At 43.8% G+C, this 19,235-nt stretch carries 19 protein-coding genes; 9 read left to right on the top strand and 10 right to left on the bottom strand.

Features of this window, described 5'->3' with window-relative positions:
- The first annotated feature begins 9 nt into the window (after nucleotides 1-9).
- From fdh3B to cobB, 5 genes are all read left to right on the top strand, one after another.
- Nucleotides 10-618 (top strand): formate dehydrogenase FDH3 subunit beta, encoded by a 609-nt coding sequence (gene fdh3B / locus AB4154_RS03080; RefSeq protein ID WP_004742271.1) that lies wholly within the window; start codon nucleotides 10-12, stop codon nucleotides 616-618.
- Between the two features lie 13 nt (nucleotides 619-631).
- The gene (locus tag AB4154_RS03075) at nucleotides 632-1,705 is read left to right on the top strand and encodes a formate dehydrogenase subunit gamma (RefSeq protein ID WP_017068194.1); all 1,074 of its coding nucleotides are present in this window, start codon (nucleotides 632-634) and stop codon (nucleotides 1,703-1,705) included.
- A complete protein-coding gene (locus tag AB4154_RS03070) occupies nucleotides 1,689-2,105 on the top strand; it encodes a hypothetical protein (protein WP_004742273.1) in 417 nt (138 codons plus the stop codon). The genes AB4154_RS03075 and AB4154_RS03070 overlap by 17 nt, the downstream gene beginning before the upstream one ends.
- 377 nt (nucleotides 2,106-2,482) lie before the next feature.
- Entirely contained in the window at nucleotides 2,483-3,703 is a 1,221-nt protein-coding gene (locus AB4154_RS03065) for an ammonium transporter (protein WP_372122152.1), read from the top strand.
- A gap of 256 nt (nucleotides 3,704-3,959) precedes the next feature.
- Nucleotides 3,960-4,694, top strand: a complete 735-nt coding sequence (cobB, locus tag AB4154_RS03060) for a Sir2 family NAD+-dependent deacetylase (RefSeq protein ID WP_017063867.1) — start codon at nucleotides 3,960-3,962, stop codon at nucleotides 4,692-4,694.
- Between the two features lie 94 nt (nucleotides 4,695-4,788).
- Here cobB and AB4154_RS03055 read toward each other — a convergent pair whose 3' ends face one another.
- The 5 genes from AB4154_RS03055 to potA all read right to left on the bottom strand — a co-directional run bounded on the left by AB4154_RS03055 (nucleotide 4,789) and on the right by potA (nucleotide 9,947).
- Complete coding sequence (locus AB4154_RS03055) at nucleotides 4,789-5,826, bottom strand: extracellular solute-binding protein (protein ID WP_017059627.1); 1,038 nt, start codon at nucleotides 5,824-5,826, stop codon at nucleotides 4,789-4,791.
- 210 nt (nucleotides 5,827-6,036) lie between these two features.
- Nucleotides 6,037-7,071 carry an extracellular solute-binding protein gene (locus AB4154_RS03050; RefSeq protein ID WP_017059628.1) on the bottom strand — a complete coding sequence of 345 codons (1,035 nt, stop codon included), beginning with the start codon at nucleotides 7,069-7,071 and terminating at the stop codon, nucleotides 6,037-6,039.
- A gap of 149 nt (nucleotides 7,072-7,220) precedes the next feature.
- The gene (gene potC / locus AB4154_RS03045) at nucleotides 7,221-7,991 is read right to left on the bottom strand and encodes a spermidine/putrescine ABC transporter permease PotC (protein WP_017059629.1); all 771 of its coding nucleotides are present in this window, start codon (nucleotides 7,989-7,991) and stop codon (nucleotides 7,221-7,223) included.
- Complete coding sequence (gene potB / locus AB4154_RS03040; RefSeq protein ID WP_017059630.1) at nucleotides 7,991-8,848, bottom strand: spermidine/putrescine ABC transporter permease PotB; 858 nt, start codon at nucleotides 8,846-8,848, stop codon at nucleotides 7,991-7,993. Before potB ends, potC begins: the two co-directional genes overlap by 1 nt.
- Nucleotides 8,832-9,947: a spermidine/putrescine ABC transporter ATP-binding protein PotA gene (gene potA / locus AB4154_RS03035; RefSeq protein ID WP_017059631.1), complete on the bottom strand. Its 1,116-nt coding sequence runs from the start codon at nucleotides 9,945-9,947 to the stop codon at nucleotides 8,832-8,834. The genes potB and potA overlap by 17 nt, the downstream gene beginning before the upstream one ends.
- Before the next feature lie 329 nt (nucleotides 9,948-10,276).
- Here potA and AB4154_RS03030 point away from each other — a divergent pair, with 329 nt between their 5' ends.
- The 4 genes from AB4154_RS03030 (at nucleotide 10,277) to ttcA (ending at nucleotide 13,923) form a co-directional block, all read left to right on the top strand.
- Nucleotides 10,277-11,092, top strand: coding sequence for a membrane protein (locus tag AB4154_RS03030; protein ID WP_017063864.1), 816 nt, complete (start codon nucleotides 10,277-10,279; stop codon nucleotides 11,090-11,092).
- Complete coding sequence (locus AB4154_RS03025; protein ID WP_372122151.1) at nucleotides 11,085-11,936, top strand: glucosaminidase domain-containing protein; 852 nt, start codon at nucleotides 11,085-11,087, stop codon at nucleotides 11,934-11,936. The genes AB4154_RS03030 and AB4154_RS03025 overlap by 8 nt, the downstream gene beginning before the upstream one ends.
- Nucleotides 11,937-12,058: 122 nt before the next feature.
- A complete protein-coding gene (locus AB4154_RS03020; protein WP_372122149.1) occupies nucleotides 12,059-12,709 on the top strand; it encodes a DUF2987 domain-containing protein in 651 nt (216 codons plus the stop codon).
- Nucleotides 12,710-13,029: 320 nt separating this feature from the next.
- Complete coding sequence (gene ttcA / locus AB4154_RS03015; RefSeq protein WP_017059635.1) at nucleotides 13,030-13,923, top strand: tRNA 2-thiocytidine(32) synthetase TtcA; 894 nt, start codon at nucleotides 13,030-13,032, stop codon at nucleotides 13,921-13,923.
- 122 nt (nucleotides 13,924-14,045) lie between these two features.
- On the opposite strand, the gene uspE is transcribed toward ttcA, so the two are convergent.
- The 5 genes from uspE to AB4154_RS02990 all read right to left on the bottom strand — a co-directional run bounded on the left by uspE (nucleotide 14,046) and on the right by AB4154_RS02990 (nucleotide 19,234).
- Nucleotides 14,046-14,996, bottom strand: coding sequence for a universal stress protein UspE (uspE, locus tag AB4154_RS03010; RefSeq protein ID WP_017070547.1), 951 nt, complete (start codon nucleotides 14,994-14,996; stop codon nucleotides 14,046-14,048).
- A gap of 132 nt (nucleotides 14,997-15,128) precedes the next feature.
- Complete coding sequence (locus tag AB4154_RS03005) at nucleotides 15,129-15,875, bottom strand: FNR family transcription factor (RefSeq protein ID WP_017059637.1); 747 nt, start codon at nucleotides 15,873-15,875, stop codon at nucleotides 15,129-15,131.
- A gap of 86 nt (nucleotides 15,876-15,961) precedes the next feature.
- A complete protein-coding gene (locus tag AB4154_RS03000; RefSeq protein WP_102428850.1) occupies nucleotides 15,962-16,636 on the bottom strand; it encodes a sulfite exporter TauE/SafE family protein in 675 nt (224 codons plus the stop codon).
- Nucleotides 16,626-16,862, bottom strand: a complete 237-nt coding sequence (ccoS, locus tag AB4154_RS02995) for a cbb3-type cytochrome oxidase assembly protein CcoS (RefSeq protein WP_017059639.1) — start codon at nucleotides 16,860-16,862, stop codon at nucleotides 16,626-16,628. Before ccoS ends, AB4154_RS03000 begins: the two co-directional genes overlap by 11 nt.
- Nucleotides 16,862-19,234 carry a heavy metal translocating P-type ATPase gene (locus AB4154_RS02990; RefSeq protein WP_372122147.1) on the bottom strand — a complete coding sequence of 791 codons (2,373 nt, stop codon included), beginning with the start codon at nucleotides 19,232-19,234 and terminating at the stop codon, nucleotides 16,862-16,864. Before AB4154_RS02990 ends, ccoS begins: the two co-directional genes overlap by 1 nt.
- Nucleotide 19,235 lies beyond the last annotated feature (1 nt).

Here is a 19,235-nt window from a genome sequence, read left to right as displayed (position 1 = left end):
AGTCTTAAAATGGCTAGAATGAAATTTCTTTGTGACACCAAGCGTTGTATCGAATGTAACGGTTGTGTCACTGCATGTAAGAATGAAAATGATGATGCTCTGGAATGGGGTATTCAACGTCGTCGCGTTGTGACACTGAACGATGGCGAACCAGGTGAAAACTCTATCTCAGTAGCGTGTATGCACTGTACTGATGCGCCATGTATGGCAGTTTGTCCTGCAGACTGTTTTGAACATACAGAAGACGGCATCGTACTTCACAATAAAGACCTATGTATTGGTTGTGGTTACTGCTTGTTTGCTTGTCCGTTTGGCGCACCTCAATTCCCTAAACAGGAAGCGTTTGGTGAGCGCGGTAAGATGGACAAGTGTACCTTCTGTGCTGGCGGCCCAGAAACAGAGCCAGGTTCTGTTGAAGAGCGTCAAAAATACGGTGCGAACCGTATTGCTGAAGGCAAACTGCCAATGTGTGCTTCGCTTTGTTCAACTAAGGCACTGCTAGCGGGTGACGCAGAGAAAGTTTCTGATGTTTTCCGTCAGCGTGTTGTTGAACGTGGTGCGAAAGGTGCAGGTTGGACAGACGGCAACGACCTTTCTTACGATGCGACTAAGAGCTAAGTAGGAGAGACATATGCTTACAATGTTTAAGCGTCTCTTCCTTGTAGTGCTGCCAATGTTGGCAGCACTAACAATGCTTTCTCCTATGAGTCATGCATCTGAGACGAACTCATCACAAACTCAATCGAGCTCTGCTCAACGAGAAATCACACAACTTGCTGGCGCCGATTTTTGGCGACAAGTGAGAAACGGTGAGGAAGGTTACACCACATCTCAATCAGCTGAGCATGGTGTGTTGATCAGTACTCCAGGTCAAACGTGGTACATATTGAAAGAGAAGTGGATGTCACCAGCCGGTGCCGTCGCTATCTTTGGCAGTATTGCTTTCGTGACTTTGATGTACGTTGTGATTGGCCCGCTAATGCTAAGCGCGCCAAGAACAGGCCGTAAGATCAAACGTTGGTCTCGACTAGACCGTGCCTTGCACTGGAGTATGGCGTTTACCTTCTTAACACTGGCGTTCAGTGGTTTGATGTTGGTTTACGGTAAGCACTTCTTGAAGCCGTACATTCCAACAGACCTTTGGGGCTTCATCGTTCTATTGGCGAAGCAATACCACAACTACATCGGCCCGATTTTCTATGTGCTGTTGATGGCTGTTCTCATCAAGTGGTGGCGCAAGTCTATTTTCAAGATGGTCGATGTACAGTGGTTCATGAAACTGGGCGGTATGGTTGGGAAACATAAAGGTTCTCATCCATCTGCAGAGTTTTCGAACGCGGGTGAAAAAGCGCTGTTCTGGCTATTGATTGTAATGGGTAGTGTGGCTGCGATCAGTGGCTTGGTTTTAGACTTCCCAATCTTCGGTCAAACGCGTCGTGATATGGAGCTTTCAAACCTAGTCCACATGTTGGCTGCTTTGATCCTTATCTGTGGCTTTGTGTTCCACATCTACATCGGCTTGTTCGGTATGGAAGGGGCACTAGAAGGCATGGTAACAGGCGAAGTTGATGAGACTTGGGCTAAAGAGCACCATGATCTTTGGTACAAAGAAGTGATGGAACAAGAGAAAAACGGCGTTGAACAAAGCGCTAACGCAGCAACAGAGAAAACGGAAGGGGTGAATAAGAATGAACAAACCTCATAAAGGTATTTGGGTCGCTTACATACTAAGCTGCTTTACGCCATTTACTTGTCTTATCTCTGGTGTGATTGCGATTATCTACGCGGGTTATCGTTTAGACAAAGGCGAAGATGGTGAAGTAGTGGATACTCATTACTACGGATTAATTCGCTCTTTCTTCTTGAACCTGACGTTCTTCGTCGTTCTTATCGTAACGGTAGCGACCTCTAACGGGGTGTTAATCGGTGTGAACGATTACTGGTATCAAAACCATATTATCGATGACATCGCTTACTACATTCCGTATGTAGGCATGCTGTTTGGTGGTGTTGCGATTGTGGTCTGGTTTATCCGCATGTATCAAGGTATGCAGCGTTTAAGTCAAAACCTACCGCAAAACCCATCAACAGGACCAAACCTGTAACGCCAGTGCGTTAGCTAAAACTCAAAAGCAAAGCCCAATGATTATTTCACTGGGCTTTTTGTTTTTAGGTCTCCGGCTCGAAACATAGTAGTCAGCTGTTCTCTGTATTGAATCTATCCATTGACCGCTTCAATATGGTGCAACTCCCTTATTTGGTGCAATTGTCGTTGTGATTTTTTTTGGTTTTTAAGAACCATAAAAGTGCACCTAAATATTTAGAGATTAATAATCAACAACTTAAAGAAAGAAGCTGTTGCACGAAAATTACCCTTCACACTTGGAACACATCTTGCGTTCAATGTTGAGTCTTTAATTAATTACAACATTGAATCGCACGATATCAGTGCAAATCAGATAAAGCGAAGGAGAATGCTTTAATGAGTGAAACGGTGACTCAAGTTCATAGTGCAGTACAAACCCTTACCCAAAGTTCAGATACTTTATTCCTATTACTCGGCGCAATCATGGTCTTCCTGATGCATGCTGGCTTTGCGTTTCTCGAAGTCGGTACCGTGCGAAAGAAGAACCAAGTCAACGCGCTGGTTAAGATCCTTTCCGACTTTGGTGTCTCCGCCATTGCTTACTTCTTTATCGGTTACTGGGTTGCTTACGGTGCACACTTTTTTGCAGACGCAGAAACACTTTCGCAAGGCAACGGATATGAACTGGTTAAGTTCTTCTTCCTAATGACATTCGCAGCGGCAATTCCTGCGATTGTTTCTGGTGGTATCGCAGAGCGTGCTCGTTTCTATCCAATTTTGATTGCGACACTGTTTACGGTTGGTTTGATCTATCCATTTTTTGAAGGCATCATTTGGAACGGCAACTTTGGATTCCAAGATTGGCTAGAAGGTCAGTTTGGTTACGTGTTCCATGACTTCGCAGGCTCGGTAGTGGTTCACGGCGTAGGTGGTTGGATTGCTTTGGTCGCAGTTTACTTCTTAGGGATGCGTAAAGGTCGAATCCGTGCAGGCAAACACACCAACTTCGCACCATCGAATATCCCATTCTTAGCACTAGGCTCTTGGATCTTATGTGTGGGTTGGTTTGGCTTTAACGTGATGTCAGCTCAAGCGATCAATGGCATCAGCGGTCTCGTGGCAATGAACTCTCTCATGGCCATGGTTGGCGGTATTCTTGCGGCTCTAATTGCAGGTAAAAATGACCCGGGCTTCATCCACAATGGTCCTTTGGCTGGTCTCGTCGCTATCTGTGCGGGCTCAGATTTGATGCACCCACTTGGTGCTTTGGTGACGGGCGGTGTGGCAGGTGCGCTGTTTGTTTACCTATTTACTTATATGCAAAACAAAACACAGATCGATGATGTACTGGGTGTATGGCCTCTACACGGCGTATGTGGTGCCTGGGGTGGCGTTGCTGCTGGTATCTTCGGCCAACAAGCTTTCTGGGGTCTAGGCGGCGTGAGCTTTGCTTCTCAGTTGATTGGTACAGTCGCAGGTGTTGCTGTTGCTTTCGTCGGCGCGTTAATCGTATACGGTGTGTTGAGCAAACTAACAGGCCTACGCTTAAGTGAAGAAGATGAATTCAACGGTGCGGATCTTTCTATCCATAAGATCTCTTCTATCAACGAAGACTAACGTTGTTCACTTGGTGGGGTAAAGCACATCAAGTAGACAACTGTTGAACAGAACAAAGCGGCTTCGGTCGCTTTTTTGTTTCTATGGATAGCAAAACAGAGAATTTGAGTAACAACAACCACAACTATCAAGCGAGTTATGTCACAAATAGCCAATGAATTCAGTTGCCTAAGACTATGGTCTAATCCCCAAAACTATTGTTGGAATTTGAACAGTGCTAAGCTGTTACAAAGTGACATATCTAAAAGGACGTTATATGCATTTCCCATATCGAAATATCGTAATTCTTACTGGCGCTGGCATCTCTGCAGAGTCGGGGATACAAACATTCCGAGCACAAGACGGGCTATGGGAAAACCACAAAATCGAAGATGTAGCGACGCCTGAAGGGTTCGCAAAAGATCCTGACTTGGTACAAGCCTTCTATAACAAGCGTCGTCACGGCCTGCAAAGTGAGAGCATTCAGCCCAATTCAGCCCACAAGGCGCTAGGAGAGCTCGAAGACAAGCTTGATGGCAAAGTTACCATCATTACTCAAAACATCGACAATTTGCACGAGAGAGGCGGTAGCAACAACATTATTCACATGCATGGTGAACTTTTAAAAGCGCGTTGCAGTGAATCCAATCAAGTTGTAGAGCACAAAGGCGATATTGAAACGGGTGAACTTTGTCATTGCTGCCAAATCCCTGCACAAATGCGTCCACATATTGTTTGGTTTGGCGAAATGCCACTAAGAATGGGCGACATTTATTCCGCACTGGAAGAAGCGGATCTGTTTATCTCTATCGGAACTTCAGGTGTTGTTTATCCAGCGGCAGGCTTTGTTCACGATGCGAAAATGCATGGTGCACATACTATCGAGATAAACCTCGAACCAAGTGCGGTTGAAAGTGAATTTGAAGAGAAGCGCTACGGCAAGGCGAGTATCGAGGTGCCTAAACTGGTTGGCGAGTTATTATGTACAGAGAAAGGTTCTTTAACGGCCTAAGCCTTGTCTTTAATAACACACATCAGTTTCTGAATCTGAAAAAATAAAGCGGCTTACGCCGCTTTATTTACTTAACTTCTTAACTAACAATAACTTAGTTGTTTACTTTAAGTTTTTGGAAGTACTCGTCATAAATAACGCTCGCTTCACCAACTTCATCTTGCCACACACCGTTATCCATCACTGATTGTGGTGGGAAAACGTTCTTGTCTTCAGCAAATTCTTTAGGAAGAAGAGGGTAAGCGGTTTTAACTGGTGTCGGGTAACCGATCTCTAGAGCAATTTTCGCAGCGTTCTCTGGGCGAAGAAGGAAGTCGATCATCTTATGAGCCGCTTCAGTGTTCTTAGCGCCTGCTGGAATTGCTAGGCTGTCCATCCAGAAGATAGCGCCTTTTTCTGGCCAGATAATGTCAATCGTTGCGCCTTCTTGGCGTGCCATGTAAGCAGAACCATTCCAAAGCATACCAAGAGACACTTCACCTGCTAGGTAAGGGTTCGCTGGGAAATCTGAGTTAAATACCAATACGTTTGGCATTAGCTTACGAAGTTCTTCGTAGGCTTCTTTGATTTCTTCAGGGTTAGTCGTGTTTGGAGAGTAGCCCAGTTTAGATAGAGCGATATGGAAAACCTCACGAGAGTCATCCATCATCATCAGTTGACCTTCCCACTGCGTATCCCACAGATCGCCCCAGTTTTTAACTGAAGACTTGTCTAGCATGTCTGAGTTGATACCAATACCCGTCGCACCCCAGATGTATGGGATTGAGTAGTTGTTATTTGGGTCAAATGGCTTATCTAAGTAATTTGGATCCAAATCTGCAAAGTGGCTTAGCTTGGTTTTATCAAGCTCTTGAAGCATGCCTTCTTTACGCATCTTAGAAACGAAGTAAGTAGAAGGAACCACTAAGTCGTAACCCGTACCTTGAGTTTTTAACTTAGCGTACATGCTTTCGTTAGACTCATAAGTTGAGTAGTAGACTTTAATGCCCGTCTCTTCTGTGAAGTCTTCTAGTACTTCATTTGGAATATATTCAGACCAGTTGTAAAAATACAGTTCTTGGTCAGCTGCGAAAGAGGGTGTAGAAAGTAAAGTAGCAGCACACAATGCGCCGGTATACAGTGTTTTTTTCATTACTGTTCCGTTCATTTGTTTGATTTGGAGCTGGGTAGTGAACCCAAGGTAAAGGATTTCGAAAAATCGCGCTATATTATAGCAGCGATATAATAAAATAGGCAGCCTAAGCTGCCTATTCATTGATATTCTTATTTTTAACTTATTGATTATCTACGTTGACCTGTTAAGTAAACTGGTTACTTAGCCACAGTTAGATAATAAGCTAAATTACTGACCTGCTTTAAGTTTCATGAAGTAATCTTCGTACTTCACTGTCTTATCGCCAACCGCAGCTTGCCATTCAACACGATCAAGGTCTTCTTGCGATGGGAATAGCGCAGGGCTATCTTTGAACTTCTCGTTAGACGCTTTAACGGCCGTTAGGTAGCCTGTGTCACGAGAAATTTGCTCAGCAATTTCAGGGCGAAGTAGGAAATCAATCATCTTATGAGCTGCTTCTACGTTTACCGCACCAGAGCTAATCGCAAAGTTATCAACCCAACCGATACCGCCTTCTTTAGGGAAAACCAGTTTGATTGGTAGACCTTCGTTTTGCGCTGCAGCAGCAGAACCGTTCCACAGCATACCAAGACCCACTTCACCAGACATGTAAGGCGCGCCTGGGTTGTCTGAGTTAAATACTAGAACGTTTGGCATAAGCTTTTGTAGCTCAGCGTACGCTTCGTCGATCTCTTTTTCGTTGGTTGTGTTACCAGAGTAACCTAACTTACGCAGTGCGATGTGGAACACTTCACGAGTGTCGTCCATCATCATCAGTTGACCTTCAAGCTCTGGCTTCCATAGATCAGCCCAGCTTTGGAAATCTTCTGGATCGTACATGTCAGTGTTAACAGCAAGACCTGTGATCGCAACTACGTGTGGAATAGAGTAGTCGTTGCTTGGGTCGTACGGCTTATCTAGATAGTTAGTATCTAGATTCTTGAAGTTGTTCAGCTTAGTTTTGTCGATCTTTTGTAGCATACCTTCGTCACGCATCTTAGATACGAAGTAAGTCGACGGCACAACTAGGTCATAGCCTTTGTTGTGTGTTTTTAGCTTTGCGTACAGGGTTTCGTTCGACTCGTAAGTCGAGTAGATCACCTTGATACCAGTTTCATCAGTGAACTGTTCTAGAATCTCACTGTTGATGTAAGGTCCCCAATTCATGAATACCAATTCTTTGTTATCTTTTGCAAATGATGGTGCAGATAACATTGAAAGCGCACATGCACTACCAGCTAATAGAGTAGCCCATTTTTTCATTGACGTTAGCTCCAAACTAAACGTTGCCCGAAGGCAGTAGATAGAAAAACAGAATGGCAATTTACCATTCTGTTTATGATTAACACTTTTTTTGAACTTGAAGTCTCTTAACTTCTTAATCAAGCCAGTCTCTATATAGAGTAGGAGACTTACTTGATTTTTTCTCTCGCTAATGACTGAGAAATGATCACCAGTATTAACGACACCACTAACATCACTGTTGCTAGGGCGTTTACCTCAGGAGAGATACCCACTTTAACCATTGAGTAAATCTTCAGTGGTAAGATTTCATACGTTGGGCCGGTTACGAAAGAGCTAATGATTACATCGTCCAAAGACAGAGTGAAGCTCAATAACCAACCCGCAGCAACCGCTGGCTTAGCAAGAGGCAGAATGATCTGTTTTAGAATCGTCCATTCACTTGCACCTAAGTCTTTTGCTGCTTCTAGCATCTTCACATCAAAGCCATTCAAGCGACTGTATACCGTTACTACAACAAACGGTAGACAGAAGGTAATGTGAGCAGCAAGTAGGGTAAAGAACCCAAGTTGAACACCCATTACCAAGAATAGCGCAAGAAGCGAAATCGCCATTACGATATCTGGAGACATCATTACGATGAACAGCATGCCATTTACGATGCCTTTACCTTTAAATTGGTAACGGAATAGGGCTACTGCTGTAAGGCTCCCGACAATCGTTGCGGCTGTTGCTGAGAACACCGCTACGTTGATCGAGTGCCACGCAGCCTGCATTAGGCTGTCGTTGTTAATAAGCGCGTCATACCATTTAGTGGTGAAGCCACCCCATTTCATACCAAACTTATTGGCATTAAACGAGTTAGCGATCAATACGATAATAGGTAGGTATAGAAAGGCGTATACCAGCGCCATAAAGCTGAACTTAACTGTGCGCCCCATTAGTCTAGCTCCACTTTCTTGTTCAATAGCTTACCTGCTCGGTAGTAGGCATACAGCATCACAGCCATTGCCATGGTCAGTGCGATACTCGTCGCTGCGCCAAACGGCCAGTCTCGAGCGTTGAGCACTTGGCTCTTAATCACGTTACCAATCAATAGGTTCTTAGCTCCGCCTAATAGGTCAGAGATGTAGAACATACCTAACGCTGGCAGTAGCACTAACAAACAGCCGCCAATAATGCCCGGCATTGTTAGTGGTAGTACCACTTTCAATAGCGTTTGCAGTTTGTTCGCACCTAAATCTTTAGCCGCTTCTAAATACGTATCGTCCAGTTTTTCAATCGCTGAATACAGCGGCAGAATCATAAACGGAAGTAGGATGTACACTAAACCGATCATTACTGCGGTTTCTGAGTACATGATACGTAGCGGTTTATCAATGATATCTAACGCTAACAAGCTTTTGTTCAAGACACCTTGCGTACCCAGTACAATTTTTAATCCGTATGTACGAATCAAAGAGTTCGTCCAGAATGGTACTATCACTAGGAACAACATGATTGGACGCCACTTCGCCGGCATTTTTGCCACGATGTAAGCGAATGGGTAACCAATAATCAAACAAAGTAGGGTTGCGACAATTGCCATATAGAAAGAGTGCATCAACACTTTAAAATACAGCGGGTCAGCCAAACGCACGTAGTTATCGAGAGTGAAGGTCATCTCGATCAAGTTCGCTTCATCACGAGTTAAGAAGCTAGTACCAATGATCATGATGTTTGGAATCATCACGAACAACACTAACCAACCTGTGATTAAAGCAACAATTGCGTTTTGTAAATTAAACTTCTTGCTCATCTTCTAATACCACTTCCCAGCTCTCAACCCAAGTTACTGCAACTTTTTGGCCCAGTGAGTGATCAACATCAGGGTCATCTTCGTTGAAGAATTCGCTAACCATGACACGCATACCAGATTCAAGTTCTACGACTGAATCTAATGTCATGCCTTTATAGGTTCGCTCGACAATGTGGCCAACAATACCGCGTTGCTCTGACTCTTTAATTTCTTCGATTCGAAGATCTTCAGGGCGAAGCAATACTTGCAGTTTTTGACCCGGTGTTACGTCTTTATCGTGATAGATAATGGACTCTTCACCTTCGATTGTCGCAACAATGCGTTTTTCATCTTGACGAGATTTCGCTGTCGCTTCGAATACGTTAATTTCACCAATGAAACGCGCTACAAATAGGTTCTTAGGCTCTTCGTAGATCTCTCTTGGTGTTCCGTCTTGTTCAATCACGCCATCACGCATAACAATAATACGGTCAGACATAGACAGCGCCTCTTCTTGGTCATGCGTTACAAAAATGAACGTGATACCAAGTTGGCGTTGTAATTGTTTCAGCTCGATTTGCATCTGTTTACGTAGTTTGTAATCCAGAGCAGATAGAGATTCATCCAACAAAAGAACTTTAGGCTTATTAACGACAGCACGAGCGATTGCGATACGTTGCTGTTGACCACCAGATAGCTGGTGTGGCTTTCGTTGTGCCATTTGTTCTAGGCGCACCATTTTCAAAGCATCCATTACACGAGGTTCAATCTCGCTGTTTGGAACTTTCTGCATGCGTAAGCCAAATGCCACATTGTCGAAAACGGTCATATGCGGGAATAGGGCATAGCTTTGGAATACAGTGTTTACATGCCTTTGTTCAGCAGGAACTTGGGTTACGTTTTGTTCAGCTAATAGTATTTGACCACTATCTGCCGTTTCAAAACCCGCAATCATTCTTAGCACGGTTGTTTTACCACAACCTGATGGGCCTAAAATCGTGAGAAACTCACCATGATTTACGTTTAAATCCAGATTGCCGATGACTTCCTTACCATCGAAACTTTTACTGATGCCAGTTAGCTGTACTACTGGCTTTCCTACTGATTTTTTAGCGTTCAACGTCTGTTTTTCTCCACCTTGGTTCTATTTGAGACCTGTTGCTATACACCTTTAAGGCGCGCATCATAATCACCAAAAACGTGAATTCAAAGCATTTTTTACCTTTCGAAGATAAAAAATTTCGCAGGTAAAAGTAAACATCCTTTACCATACTGTTATTTACTGGGTCTACACCCTAACAAGTGTCTAATTATTAACCATTAAGACGCAAAAGCAAGCCTTGTTACAGATTCATATTTTAGTTTGTATCCGACATATGAGTATAATGAAGGTAATTTTTTATCAATAAGTTAGGTGGCTTCGCTTAATCGGCACACCTAGGTATCAATATGAACAACGACATCGAAAAAGATTTTAATTTGGGCGGTAGTATCAACCGTGCACTTTCTGGCGATTATGAGCTCAAAGCAACGGCTGTATTCCAAGAAGCTTGGAAACATACGATAAGTCACTTTCTTTCGTTTTCCCCAGCGATTATTGCTTTGATGTTTGTGCAGCTCGCTATCTTTTATATCGCACTAAAACTACAGCTTGGTGATCCTGCGGTTATCTTGGATGCGGTTATCGACCCAGAGTCGTTCACGCCACAAATCGTTGAATCGATTTTTATTGCGAACTTTAGCTATGAAGTGATCAGCGCGCCTATCTATGCCGGTATCTGTTTAATGGCAATGAGCCACGCCGCTGGCCTACAAACCAAAGTACGCCACATCGGTAAAGGTTTGCAGTTTACGGTTCCGGTTATTCTAGTGACTTTGTTTAGCCTAATGCTTCAAGGCATCGCAGGTATGATTCTGCCGTTCTTGTCTATCTACTTCTCACTGGCGTTCAGCCATTCGATTCTGCTGATTTGTGATAAGAAAGTGCCGCCAATGCAATCGCTGCTGCTTTCTCTGCGTGCTGTCAACAAAAAAATCTTCACCGTTGCTTCTATCTACCTATTAGTAATGCTGATGTTCATCGTCGCGGCAATGATGTACGGCATTGGCCTTATCTTCGTTTTACCTTTCTTCTTCCACGTGAAAGGGATTCTTTACCGCGAGATGTTTGGCATTAAACTCAAACTGATCGCGTCAGACAGACCAAAGAGCGACGACGACCACAACGGTAGCAACAATAAAGACCCACAGGTATTCGATGCATAACAACTCTAAATTAAGCGCAAGTAAATCACTTGCGCTAAAAGTGACAGCATTAGCCTTAGTTGGCTCGATCTCGTTAGTTGGCCCAATGCTTTACCAACAAGAAGAAGAGCACAGGCGAGCGGGGCAAAAGGCTTCAGACTCAGAGCAAAACTTTGGTGACTTGACCGTCTCTTCTGATAAGCCAGATTTCGCAGCGATTGAAGATGTAAATAAAAAGAAAGACACCTTCTTTTCTTATCTTCGCCCAAGTATCAACATCGAAAACAAGCGAATCACCAAAGAACGTGCGTTTCTAACCAAGCTTTCAGAGACGGGGTTGAACAATGTTGACTCTGAAGACGCGTCATACGCAAAGAGACTAGGGAAGCTGTATAGCCTGCCTGTACCTTCATCGGGCTTAGATGACGCTTGGCTGAAAGAAATGTTGAATCGTGTAAACGTGCTACCTGAAGCGCTTGTGTTAACTCAGGCGGCCAATGAATCAGCTTGGGGTACATCTCGTTTCGCCACTAAAGCAAATAACTATTTTGGACACTGGTGTTACACCAAAGGTTGTGGCCTTGTTCCGCTACAACGTAACGAAGGTAGCTCTCATGAAGTCGCAACATTCTCTTCAAGCCAAGAATCCGTACATCGGTATTTCATGAACCTTAATCGTAATCGTGCTTACGCCGATCTAAGAGTGATTCGTGCAAAACTTGATGCGCAAGGTGATGATCTTTTAACAACCGCAACGGCGACAGAGCTCACCAATGGCTTGTTAAAATATTCTGAGCGAGGTTCCGACTATGTGACTGATTTACAAGCTATGATCCGTCACAACGAGGTATACTGGAAAAAGTAACTCATTTTGATACCAACTTGGTTGCCTTCGATAGTCGGCTTATACCAGTAATATCACAAAAAGAGCAGCTCATTGGCTGCTCTTTCTATTTATAAACGCTCAACTTCGACAAGATTATAATAATGAAAAAGACAGCACTCGCTTTATTAGCCTCATTAAGCCTTGGGGTTTCTCTTCCTGCTTCAGCGCAAGAATACATGTTCACGTATTCTAAGCTTTATACTCAGCTGAAAAACAACACCAAAGAAGGGCATGATGATGTCAAAGTTGCGGTCTTCTTTGTTGATCAACAAGCTCAGCAAACCTGTCACATCAGCAAAGCTTGGATGGAAAAAGAAGAGCACTACGAAGAGCTAAAAGTCTCTCCGGCCAATGAACTGCTTCTACCGGTAGATCAAAACCTACGCTCAGCAAACCCTCTTATCTTTGTACAAACTCAAGAACAAGAATGTGCGTATTCTTTGGTCGTGATGACTCAAGAGCCTTTAGTTGGAACTGTTGAAGTTACACAGATAGAAAATCTATTGCCACAGATGCAGGCGATGCTTGAAGACGTCAGCGGCATGTTCTCTGGTTGGTTCACGCCAGATATCCAAGGGTTAACGCTAGAGTTCGCTAATAAGCTGGAAGGCAACATCGAGCTTTCAAATGGTAAGCAACTACCAATCAAAGAAGGGCGAGCGAAATTCACCTTAGAAGAATTTCATGGAAGTGACAGCATCACGTTACCAGAACCAACAGTTCGCGTATTGCCGTACATTCCCGCGCAATAGTTTTTAACGGAATCATTGTTAGTGAAGTAAAAGCTTAGCGGAATCATTCCCCTAAGCTTTTACGACATATCTTAAAGCAGCCTCATCGAATTAGATCAGGCTGCTTTTCTTTATCTGCGATACCAACCGAGAGCATGTGAAACCGCGTTTCTCTACCAGCTAGGGAGCTTATCGAACAATAAAAGCAGAATCTTTCTATTACTCAGCTTGTTTATCCTGCCGTTACTATTTCAACATTAAATAAAAATCCGTATAATCCACGCCCTAAAACAGTCCCACTAGCAATCTACAGTCGGTAATACGACGGTGTGAGAGTCGCAATGAACCAAAACGATAATAGAAAAGAAACACTTGAATTCAACAAACTTCAGAAACGTCTGAGAAGAAATGTTGGAAATGCCATCATCGACTACAACATGATCGAAGAGAATGACGTAGTAATGGCATGTATTAGTGGCGGTAAAGATTCATTTGCGATGCTAGATATTTTGCTACGTTTACGTGAAGCAGCACCGATCAAATTTGATGTTGTGGCAGTAAACCTAGATCAAAAACAACCTGGGTTCCCTGAACACATTCTTCCTGAGTACTTTGAAACGCTGAACATTCCTTACTACATCGTAGATAAAGACACGTATTCAGTGGTTAAAGAGAAAGTGCCAGAAGGCAAAACAACGTGTGGCCTATGTTCTCGTCTTCGTCGTGGTACTTTGTACTCATTCGCAGAGAAGATTGGCGCAACTAAGATCGCACTGGGTCACCACCTAGACGACATCGTTGAAACCATGTTCCTAAACATGTTCCACGGTGCGCGCCTAAAGGCTATGCCACCAAAGCTTCGTTCAGATGATGGTCGTAACGTTGTTATTCGTCCACTGACTTACTGTCGTGAAACGGACCTAATCAAATACGCTGAACACAAAGAGTTCCCAATCATTCCTTGTAACCTATGTGGCTCTCAAGAGAATCTACAGCGTCAGAACATTAAAGCGATGCTAATTGATTGGGATAAGAAAACGCCCGGTCGTGTTGAGAAGATCTTCAAATCAATCCAGAACGTAAGTCCAAGCCAACTGGCTGACCGCGAGCTGTTTGACTTCGTGAACCTTCCACTGGACCGTAGTGAAGACCGCAAAGCATACGAATTCGAAGAAGCTGAAATCTCATCATCTAACATTGATGAGTCAATGTTCATCGACGTAACGAATGTTTAACCATTAGATTGGATAAAGATGATGTTTGCCATTCTGTGTTTGGAATGGCGTTGCTCTAGATAAACAAAAACGCCTCAAGCAATGCTTGAGGCGTTTTTTTATAAGTTAAACTTTTCTATGACTTAACCTTTCGAAAGGTTAGGGTCTAATGGGCTCACGTAACCAGACGGTTTAAGAGCCAACACATCACAGTTAATCTTGTCGATAACATGTTCCGCTGTATTACCAATAAATACGGCAGACAAGCCAGTACGACCCGTTGTACCCAGAATCACCATCGCAGCGTTATTTTCAGAAGCGACGCGAGGAATAACATCTTCAGGCAAGCCTTGCTCAACCACAGTTTGTTCTTCACACATACCATGCTTCTGGCGCAATGCTTTCATTGCCGTTAAGTGATGACCACGAACCGCGTCAGTATAAGACGTTGGGTCAAACTCTGGCAGTTCAATGGTGATATTCGCAGGTGTCACTGGGTAGGCATTCACCAAGAAAGGTTCAGCATCCAAACGACCGGTGATCTCTAGTAATCTGTCGACCATCGTATCGTTAAGCTCTAAATGAGCTTCTGTTTCAGAACCAACATGAACTGAAGCAAAAATCTTCGCGTGATCTGGCCAGAAATCGTTTTTAACCAATAGCACTGGGCTAGGGCACTTTCTCAATAAGTGCCAATCGGTTGGAGTGAAGATGACAGATTCCAAGGTATCGTGCTTACGCGTGCCTTTGATTAAGATGTCGTGCTCGCCGCTGTAAACCTCAGCAATGATCGCTTCGTACGGGCGGTTATGCCAAACCACTTGTACATTAAATTCAATAGAATCATCTAGGTAAGGTTCTGCGACTTTATTCATCCAAATTTCGCGTTGGTGAATTACGCCTTTGCGCATTGCGTCTCTTTCATCGATAGAGAGCATAGATGTCATTTCATACGAGAAGTCGTATATCGACAAAAAGAAAGTGATGTGGCTTGTTGAGGTGCTTTTCTTAGCAAGTTGGATAGCACGAACTAGAGCAGGTTGCTCATCGTGATTAATGTCTGCGACAACTAAAATTTTGTTATAGATACTCATAACTAAGCCTACTTTTCAGACCGAACATATAAATAATGTAGCGTAGTTATGGAGAGATTAAGAGAAATATAAGAGGTTTTAAGAGAGAAACATGATGTAGCTCATTATTGAACTACATCATTGATATCTAGACTATTCTTTTGAAACGCCAGCAAGTTCCATCAACGCATCGTGATCTTCGATAGTGATATATTTGCCTTTAACGCTCAAGATGTCTGCTTTTTGGAAGCGACCTAGAAGACGGCTGATTGTTTCAACAGTCAAACCAAGGTAGTTACCAATATCGCCACGAGTCATCGTTAGGCGGAACTCACGCGGGCTGAAGCCACGTTGAGAGAAGCGAGTCGAAAGGTTGTAAAGGAATGCAGCAAGACGCTCTTCCGCGTTCTTCTTAGAAAGAAGCAGAATCATTTCTTGGTCACCTTTAATCTCGTTACTCATCAGGCGCATAATTTGCTGACGCAATTTAGGCATTTTTCCTGATAGGTCATCAAGAATCTCATATGGGATTTCACATACCATAGAAGTTTCTAGCGCTTGTGCGAAACTAGGGTGTTGGTCACCAGTAATCGCATCGAAGCCAACAAGATCGCCCGCTAGGTGGAACGCAGTAATCTGCTCATCACCTTGCTCAGTAATCGTGTAGCTCTTGATCGTTCCAGAGCGAATAGCATATAGAGATTTAAGCTCGTCACCGGCTTTAAATAACTCTTGGCCTTTTTGAATAGGCTTTTTTCTCTCAATGATCTGATCAAGTTGATCGAGTTCAGATTCATTCAAAGTAAACGGAATACAGAGCTGGCTAATACTACAATCCTGGCAATGGATCGCACAGCCACCAGACTGAACACGTTTCGTCACAGGCTTTTCAGAAATCATAACAATCTTTCACTATTTGATATACGTCAATATTTTAGCATTCCTTTATCCAGTTGGGTAGTAAAAAAACCGGATTTAAAGATTGCCTATACGGTATAAATAATGAGCTGCAATGCCATATATCCGGTATAGAAACCATAAAGGAGGATTAAAATTGCGCCTAATTGGCGAAATAAGTCAGCTTGTTGCATTTTTTTGAGGAAATTAGCGCCCATACCTACTGTGAGCATTGCTGGAAGCGTACCTAAACCGAAAGCAAGCATGATACCTGCACCGTTGTACCAACTTCCTGATACGGCCGCCCACGTAAGCATTGAGTAAACTAAGCCACATGGTAGCCAACCCCAAATAAAGCCAAACGGCAAAGCATGGCTAGGGTGCTTCAAGGGTAGAAATGATTTACCTAAAGGAGAGATATAGCGCCATAGTTTCTGCCCGACTTTTTCAAAGAACAACAAGCCGAACCACCATTTACCGATATACAAACCTAAGACGATCATAAAGCCAGCTGCAAATAATCGCAGCCAACCTAGCAGAGCGTTAAAATCGCTTAGCTGACCTATCGAAGAGATTGCACCGCCAATCACACCACCAATCACGGCATAACTTAGCAAGCGCCCTAGGTTATAAAGTAGGGGAATAACAGGGGAAGGTTTACTGTTGCCAATCGAAAGAAGCGACGCAATACCACCACACATTCCCATGCAATGGCCTGCGCCGATCAATCCAACAACAAAGGCTCCGATCCAATCAGGCGTCATCGTTCTTTTTGTCTACGTTAGTTTGGCTTTCGCTGTTAGCTTTCTCATTCTTGACAGGTTTACTATCAGAATGGTTGTGAGCCTTTTCGTCTTCATCAAACAGTATATTGTGACCTTGACGTTCTAGGTCTTCAAACTGTTCGCTCTTCACCGCCCATAGAAAAATACCAACAGCGATGCACACCAGTACAATCGCAATGGGGATCAGGATGTATAAACTTTCCATTATTTACCTTGCTCTTTTAAAAGCCTTAACGAGTTAGACACAACAATAATAGAGCTGGCAGACATGCCCACAACGGCAATGTATGGAGCAACCAAACCCGCGACAGCCAATGGAAGGATAAGTAAGTTATATCCTAATGACCAAGCTAGGTTTTCACGAATTATCTTACGTGTTTTTAACGCCAAAGTACGCGACTTAAGTAATCTATCGAGCTTATCACCCAGTAACACCATATCCGCAGAAGCTTTCGCCACGTCTGTACCGCCGCCCATAGCGACAGAAAGGTGGGCACCTGCAAGAATAGGGGCATCGTTAATGCCATCGCCAACCATCATAGTGATGTCACTGGCATCTCGAGAATTCAAGTAAGCAAGTTTATCTTCAGGTTTCGCGTTAGCAACAATATCAGTAATACCGATCTCTTCAGCAACAGGCTTCGCGTTGATCAAAGAGTCGCCAGTCAGCAGAGTTGTTTTGATGCCCGCTTCTTTAAATTGCTTAATAAACTCGATGCTTTCTTTACGAATGGGATCTTCATAAGTGAACGTCGCGATATGACGACCCGCCATCGACAAGTAAATACCGTTACTTTCCGATGGTTGAGCTTCACCTAAAATGAATTCGCTACTACCAATCGCAACTTCTTGGCCGTTCCACTCACCAGTGATGCCTGAACCAATTACGTTATTGACAGACTCTACTTCGATATCATCTGAAATATGAGTCTTAAACGCTTTAGCGATAGGGTGGTTAGCGTGTTGTTCCAGGCTCGCCGCTACTTTGAGACAAGTGTCTTTATCAAGTTCAGCGAAGGTTTCAACTTGGCTGATACGAATATCACCCTCAGTCAATGTGCCTGTTTTATCGATGATCAAGTGATTTACTTTGCACAAGGTTTCGAATACGTGGCCTTTGCGCAGCAAAATACCGAAGTTACCCATGCGAGACGTTGAGCAAGTAATCGCCGTCGGTGTTGCAAGTGACAGAGCACAAGGACACGTTGCGACCAATACCGAAAGCATGATCCAGAAAGCGTCTTCTGGTCGTGTTTGGTGCCAGTAGAACCAAGTACCGAACGAAATGATTAAGATCACCGCAACAAAGTATCGAGCCACAACATCAGCAATTTCTGCAATTCGAGGTTTAGACAATTGCGCTTCGTCTTGCAGGCGAACGATGTTGGAAATCACCGAATCCGCTTTTGACGTCATTACTTCCAATTCAAATGATTCATCACCATTCAATGTACCAGCAAAGACGGTATCGCCTTCGTTTTTGACTACATGGATAGATTCGCCAGTCAGCATCGATTCATCGATATGAACTCTGCCAGACAATACTTTGCCATCGGCAGGAATGTGCTCACCCGGTAGAACGCGAATTTGGTCGCCAACTTTTAAGGTTTTGACTGGAACTTGTTCGCCATCTAACGTTGTTGCCATAGCAGGAACGAGCTTAAGCAGGTTACCACTAGCAGCGGCGGCTTTACGACGAGCGCGCATTTCAAGGAAACGACCAAGCAGTAGGAAGAAGGTAAACATCGAGATAGATTCGAAGAATACTTCACCTTTCTCTGTCAACGTTGCGACCAAACTTGCAACGTAGGCAAACAAAAGAGCGATCGACACAGGTACATCCATACCCAATGTTCGACCTTTGAGGCTACGCCACGCGTTGATATAGAAAGGCAATGCAGAGTAGAGCAGAACCGGTGTTGCAAAGATTAAGCTCACCCAACGGAAGTAGCTTTTGAATTCGGGCTCAAGGTTACCAAAGACTTCAAGATAAAGCGCAACAGCCAGCATCATGACCTGCATGGTTGCTAAACCAGCAATGCCAAGACGATAGAGATAATTCTTCATCGATCGATGATAGGCGGCTTCTTGTTGATCAGCCTCAAAAGGTGCGGCTTTGTAGCCTAAGGTATGGATTGCAGACAACAGCTCGCTCAGTTTCGTCTGAGTGTTGTCCCAACTGAGCAGGGCGCGGTTAGTCGTGGTATTAACACGAATACTAACAACCCCTAACTTTGAAGAGACTTGCTTTTCAATAAGCCAAGCACAAGCAGCACAAGAGACACCTTCTAGTGACAATGTCACTTCAGAGGTGTTTTCAGAGTTACGTACGAACTCCAATTGAACATCTTCGTTGTCGTAATGACTGAGTGCCAGAAGTTGCTCTGGCACGAGATCCGCTTTTTCAGCTGGAGCGGTACGATATTGGTAGTAAGAGACCAGGCCGCTATCAACGATTGTCTGGGCTACGGTTTCGCAACCCGGACAACACATAGGTCGCACCGATCCTAAGATTTCTACTTTAAAATCCGTTTCCGCTGGTACATCTTCACCGCAGTGATAACAGGATTCACACATA

Origin of the sequence: Vibrio sp. 10N.286.51.B11, from assembly GCF_041469245.1 — a bacterium.
In the GTDB taxonomy this organism is placed as follows: domain Bacteria; phylum Pseudomonadota; class Gammaproteobacteria; order Enterobacterales; family Vibrionaceae; genus Vibrio; species Vibrio crassostreae_C.
Note: the sequence above shows the minus strand (reverse complement) of the source record. Positions and strands in the feature narration are given on the sequence as shown.

Coding starts and splice junctions, on each gene's coding strand:
- fdh3B (WP_004742271.1), top strand. CDS start 10: ATGGCTAGAATGAAATTTCTTTGTGACACCAAGCGTTGTATCGAATGT.
- AB4154_RS03075 (WP_017068194.1), top strand. CDS start 632: ATGCTTACAATGTTTAAGCGTCTCTTCCTTGTAGTGCTGCCAATGTTG.
- AB4154_RS03070 (WP_004742273.1), top strand. CDS start 1,689: ATGAACAAACCTCATAAAGGTATTTGGGTCGCTTACATACTAAGCTGC.
- AB4154_RS03065 (WP_372122152.1), top strand. CDS start 2,483: ATGAGTGAAACGGTGACTCAAGTTCATAGTGCAGTACAAACCCTTACC.
- cobB (WP_017063867.1), top strand. CDS start 3,960: ATGCATTTCCCATATCGAAATATCGTAATTCTTACTGGCGCTGGCATC.
- AB4154_RS03055 (WP_017059627.1), bottom strand. CDS start 5,826: ATGAAAAAAACACTGTATACCGGCGCATTGTGTGCTGCTACTTTACTT.
- AB4154_RS03050 (WP_017059628.1), bottom strand. CDS start 7,071: ATGAAAAAATGGGCTACTCTATTAGCTGGTAGTGCATGTGCGCTTTCA.
- potC (WP_017059629.1), bottom strand. CDS start 7,991: ATGGGGCGCACAGTTAAGTTCAGCTTTATGGCGCTGGTATACGCCTTT.
- potB (WP_017059630.1), bottom strand. CDS start 8,848: ATGAGCAAGAAGTTTAATTTACAAAACGCAATTGTTGCTTTAATCACA.
- AB4154_RS03030 (WP_017063864.1), top strand. CDS start 10,277: ATGAACAACGACATCGAAAAAGATTTTAATTTGGGCGGTAGTATCAAC.
- AB4154_RS03025 (WP_372122151.1), top strand. CDS start 11,085: ATGCATAACAACTCTAAATTAAGCGCAAGTAAATCACTTGCGCTAAAA.
- AB4154_RS03020 (WP_372122149.1), top strand. CDS start 12,059: ATGAAAAAGACAGCACTCGCTTTATTAGCCTCATTAAGCCTTGGGGTT.
- ttcA (WP_017059635.1), top strand. CDS start 13,030: ATGAACCAAAACGATAATAGAAAAGAAACACTTGAATTCAACAAACTT.
- uspE (WP_017070547.1), bottom strand. CDS start 14,996: ATGAGTATCTATAACAAAATTTTAGTTGTCGCAGACATTAATCACGAT.
- AB4154_RS03005 (WP_017059637.1), bottom strand. CDS start 15,875: ATGATTTCTGAAAAGCCTGTGACGAAACGTGTTCAGTCTGGTGGCTGT.
- AB4154_RS03000 (WP_102428850.1), bottom strand. CDS start 16,636: ATGACGCCTGATTGGATCGGAGCCTTTGTTGTTGGATTGATCGGCGCA.
- ccoS (WP_017059639.1), bottom strand. CDS start 16,862: ATGGAAAGTTTATACATCCTGATCCCCATTGCGATTGTACTGGTGTGC.
- AB4154_RS02990 (WP_372122147.1), bottom strand. CDS start 19,234: ATGTGTGAATCCTGTTATCACTGCGGTGAAGATGTACCAGCGGAAACG.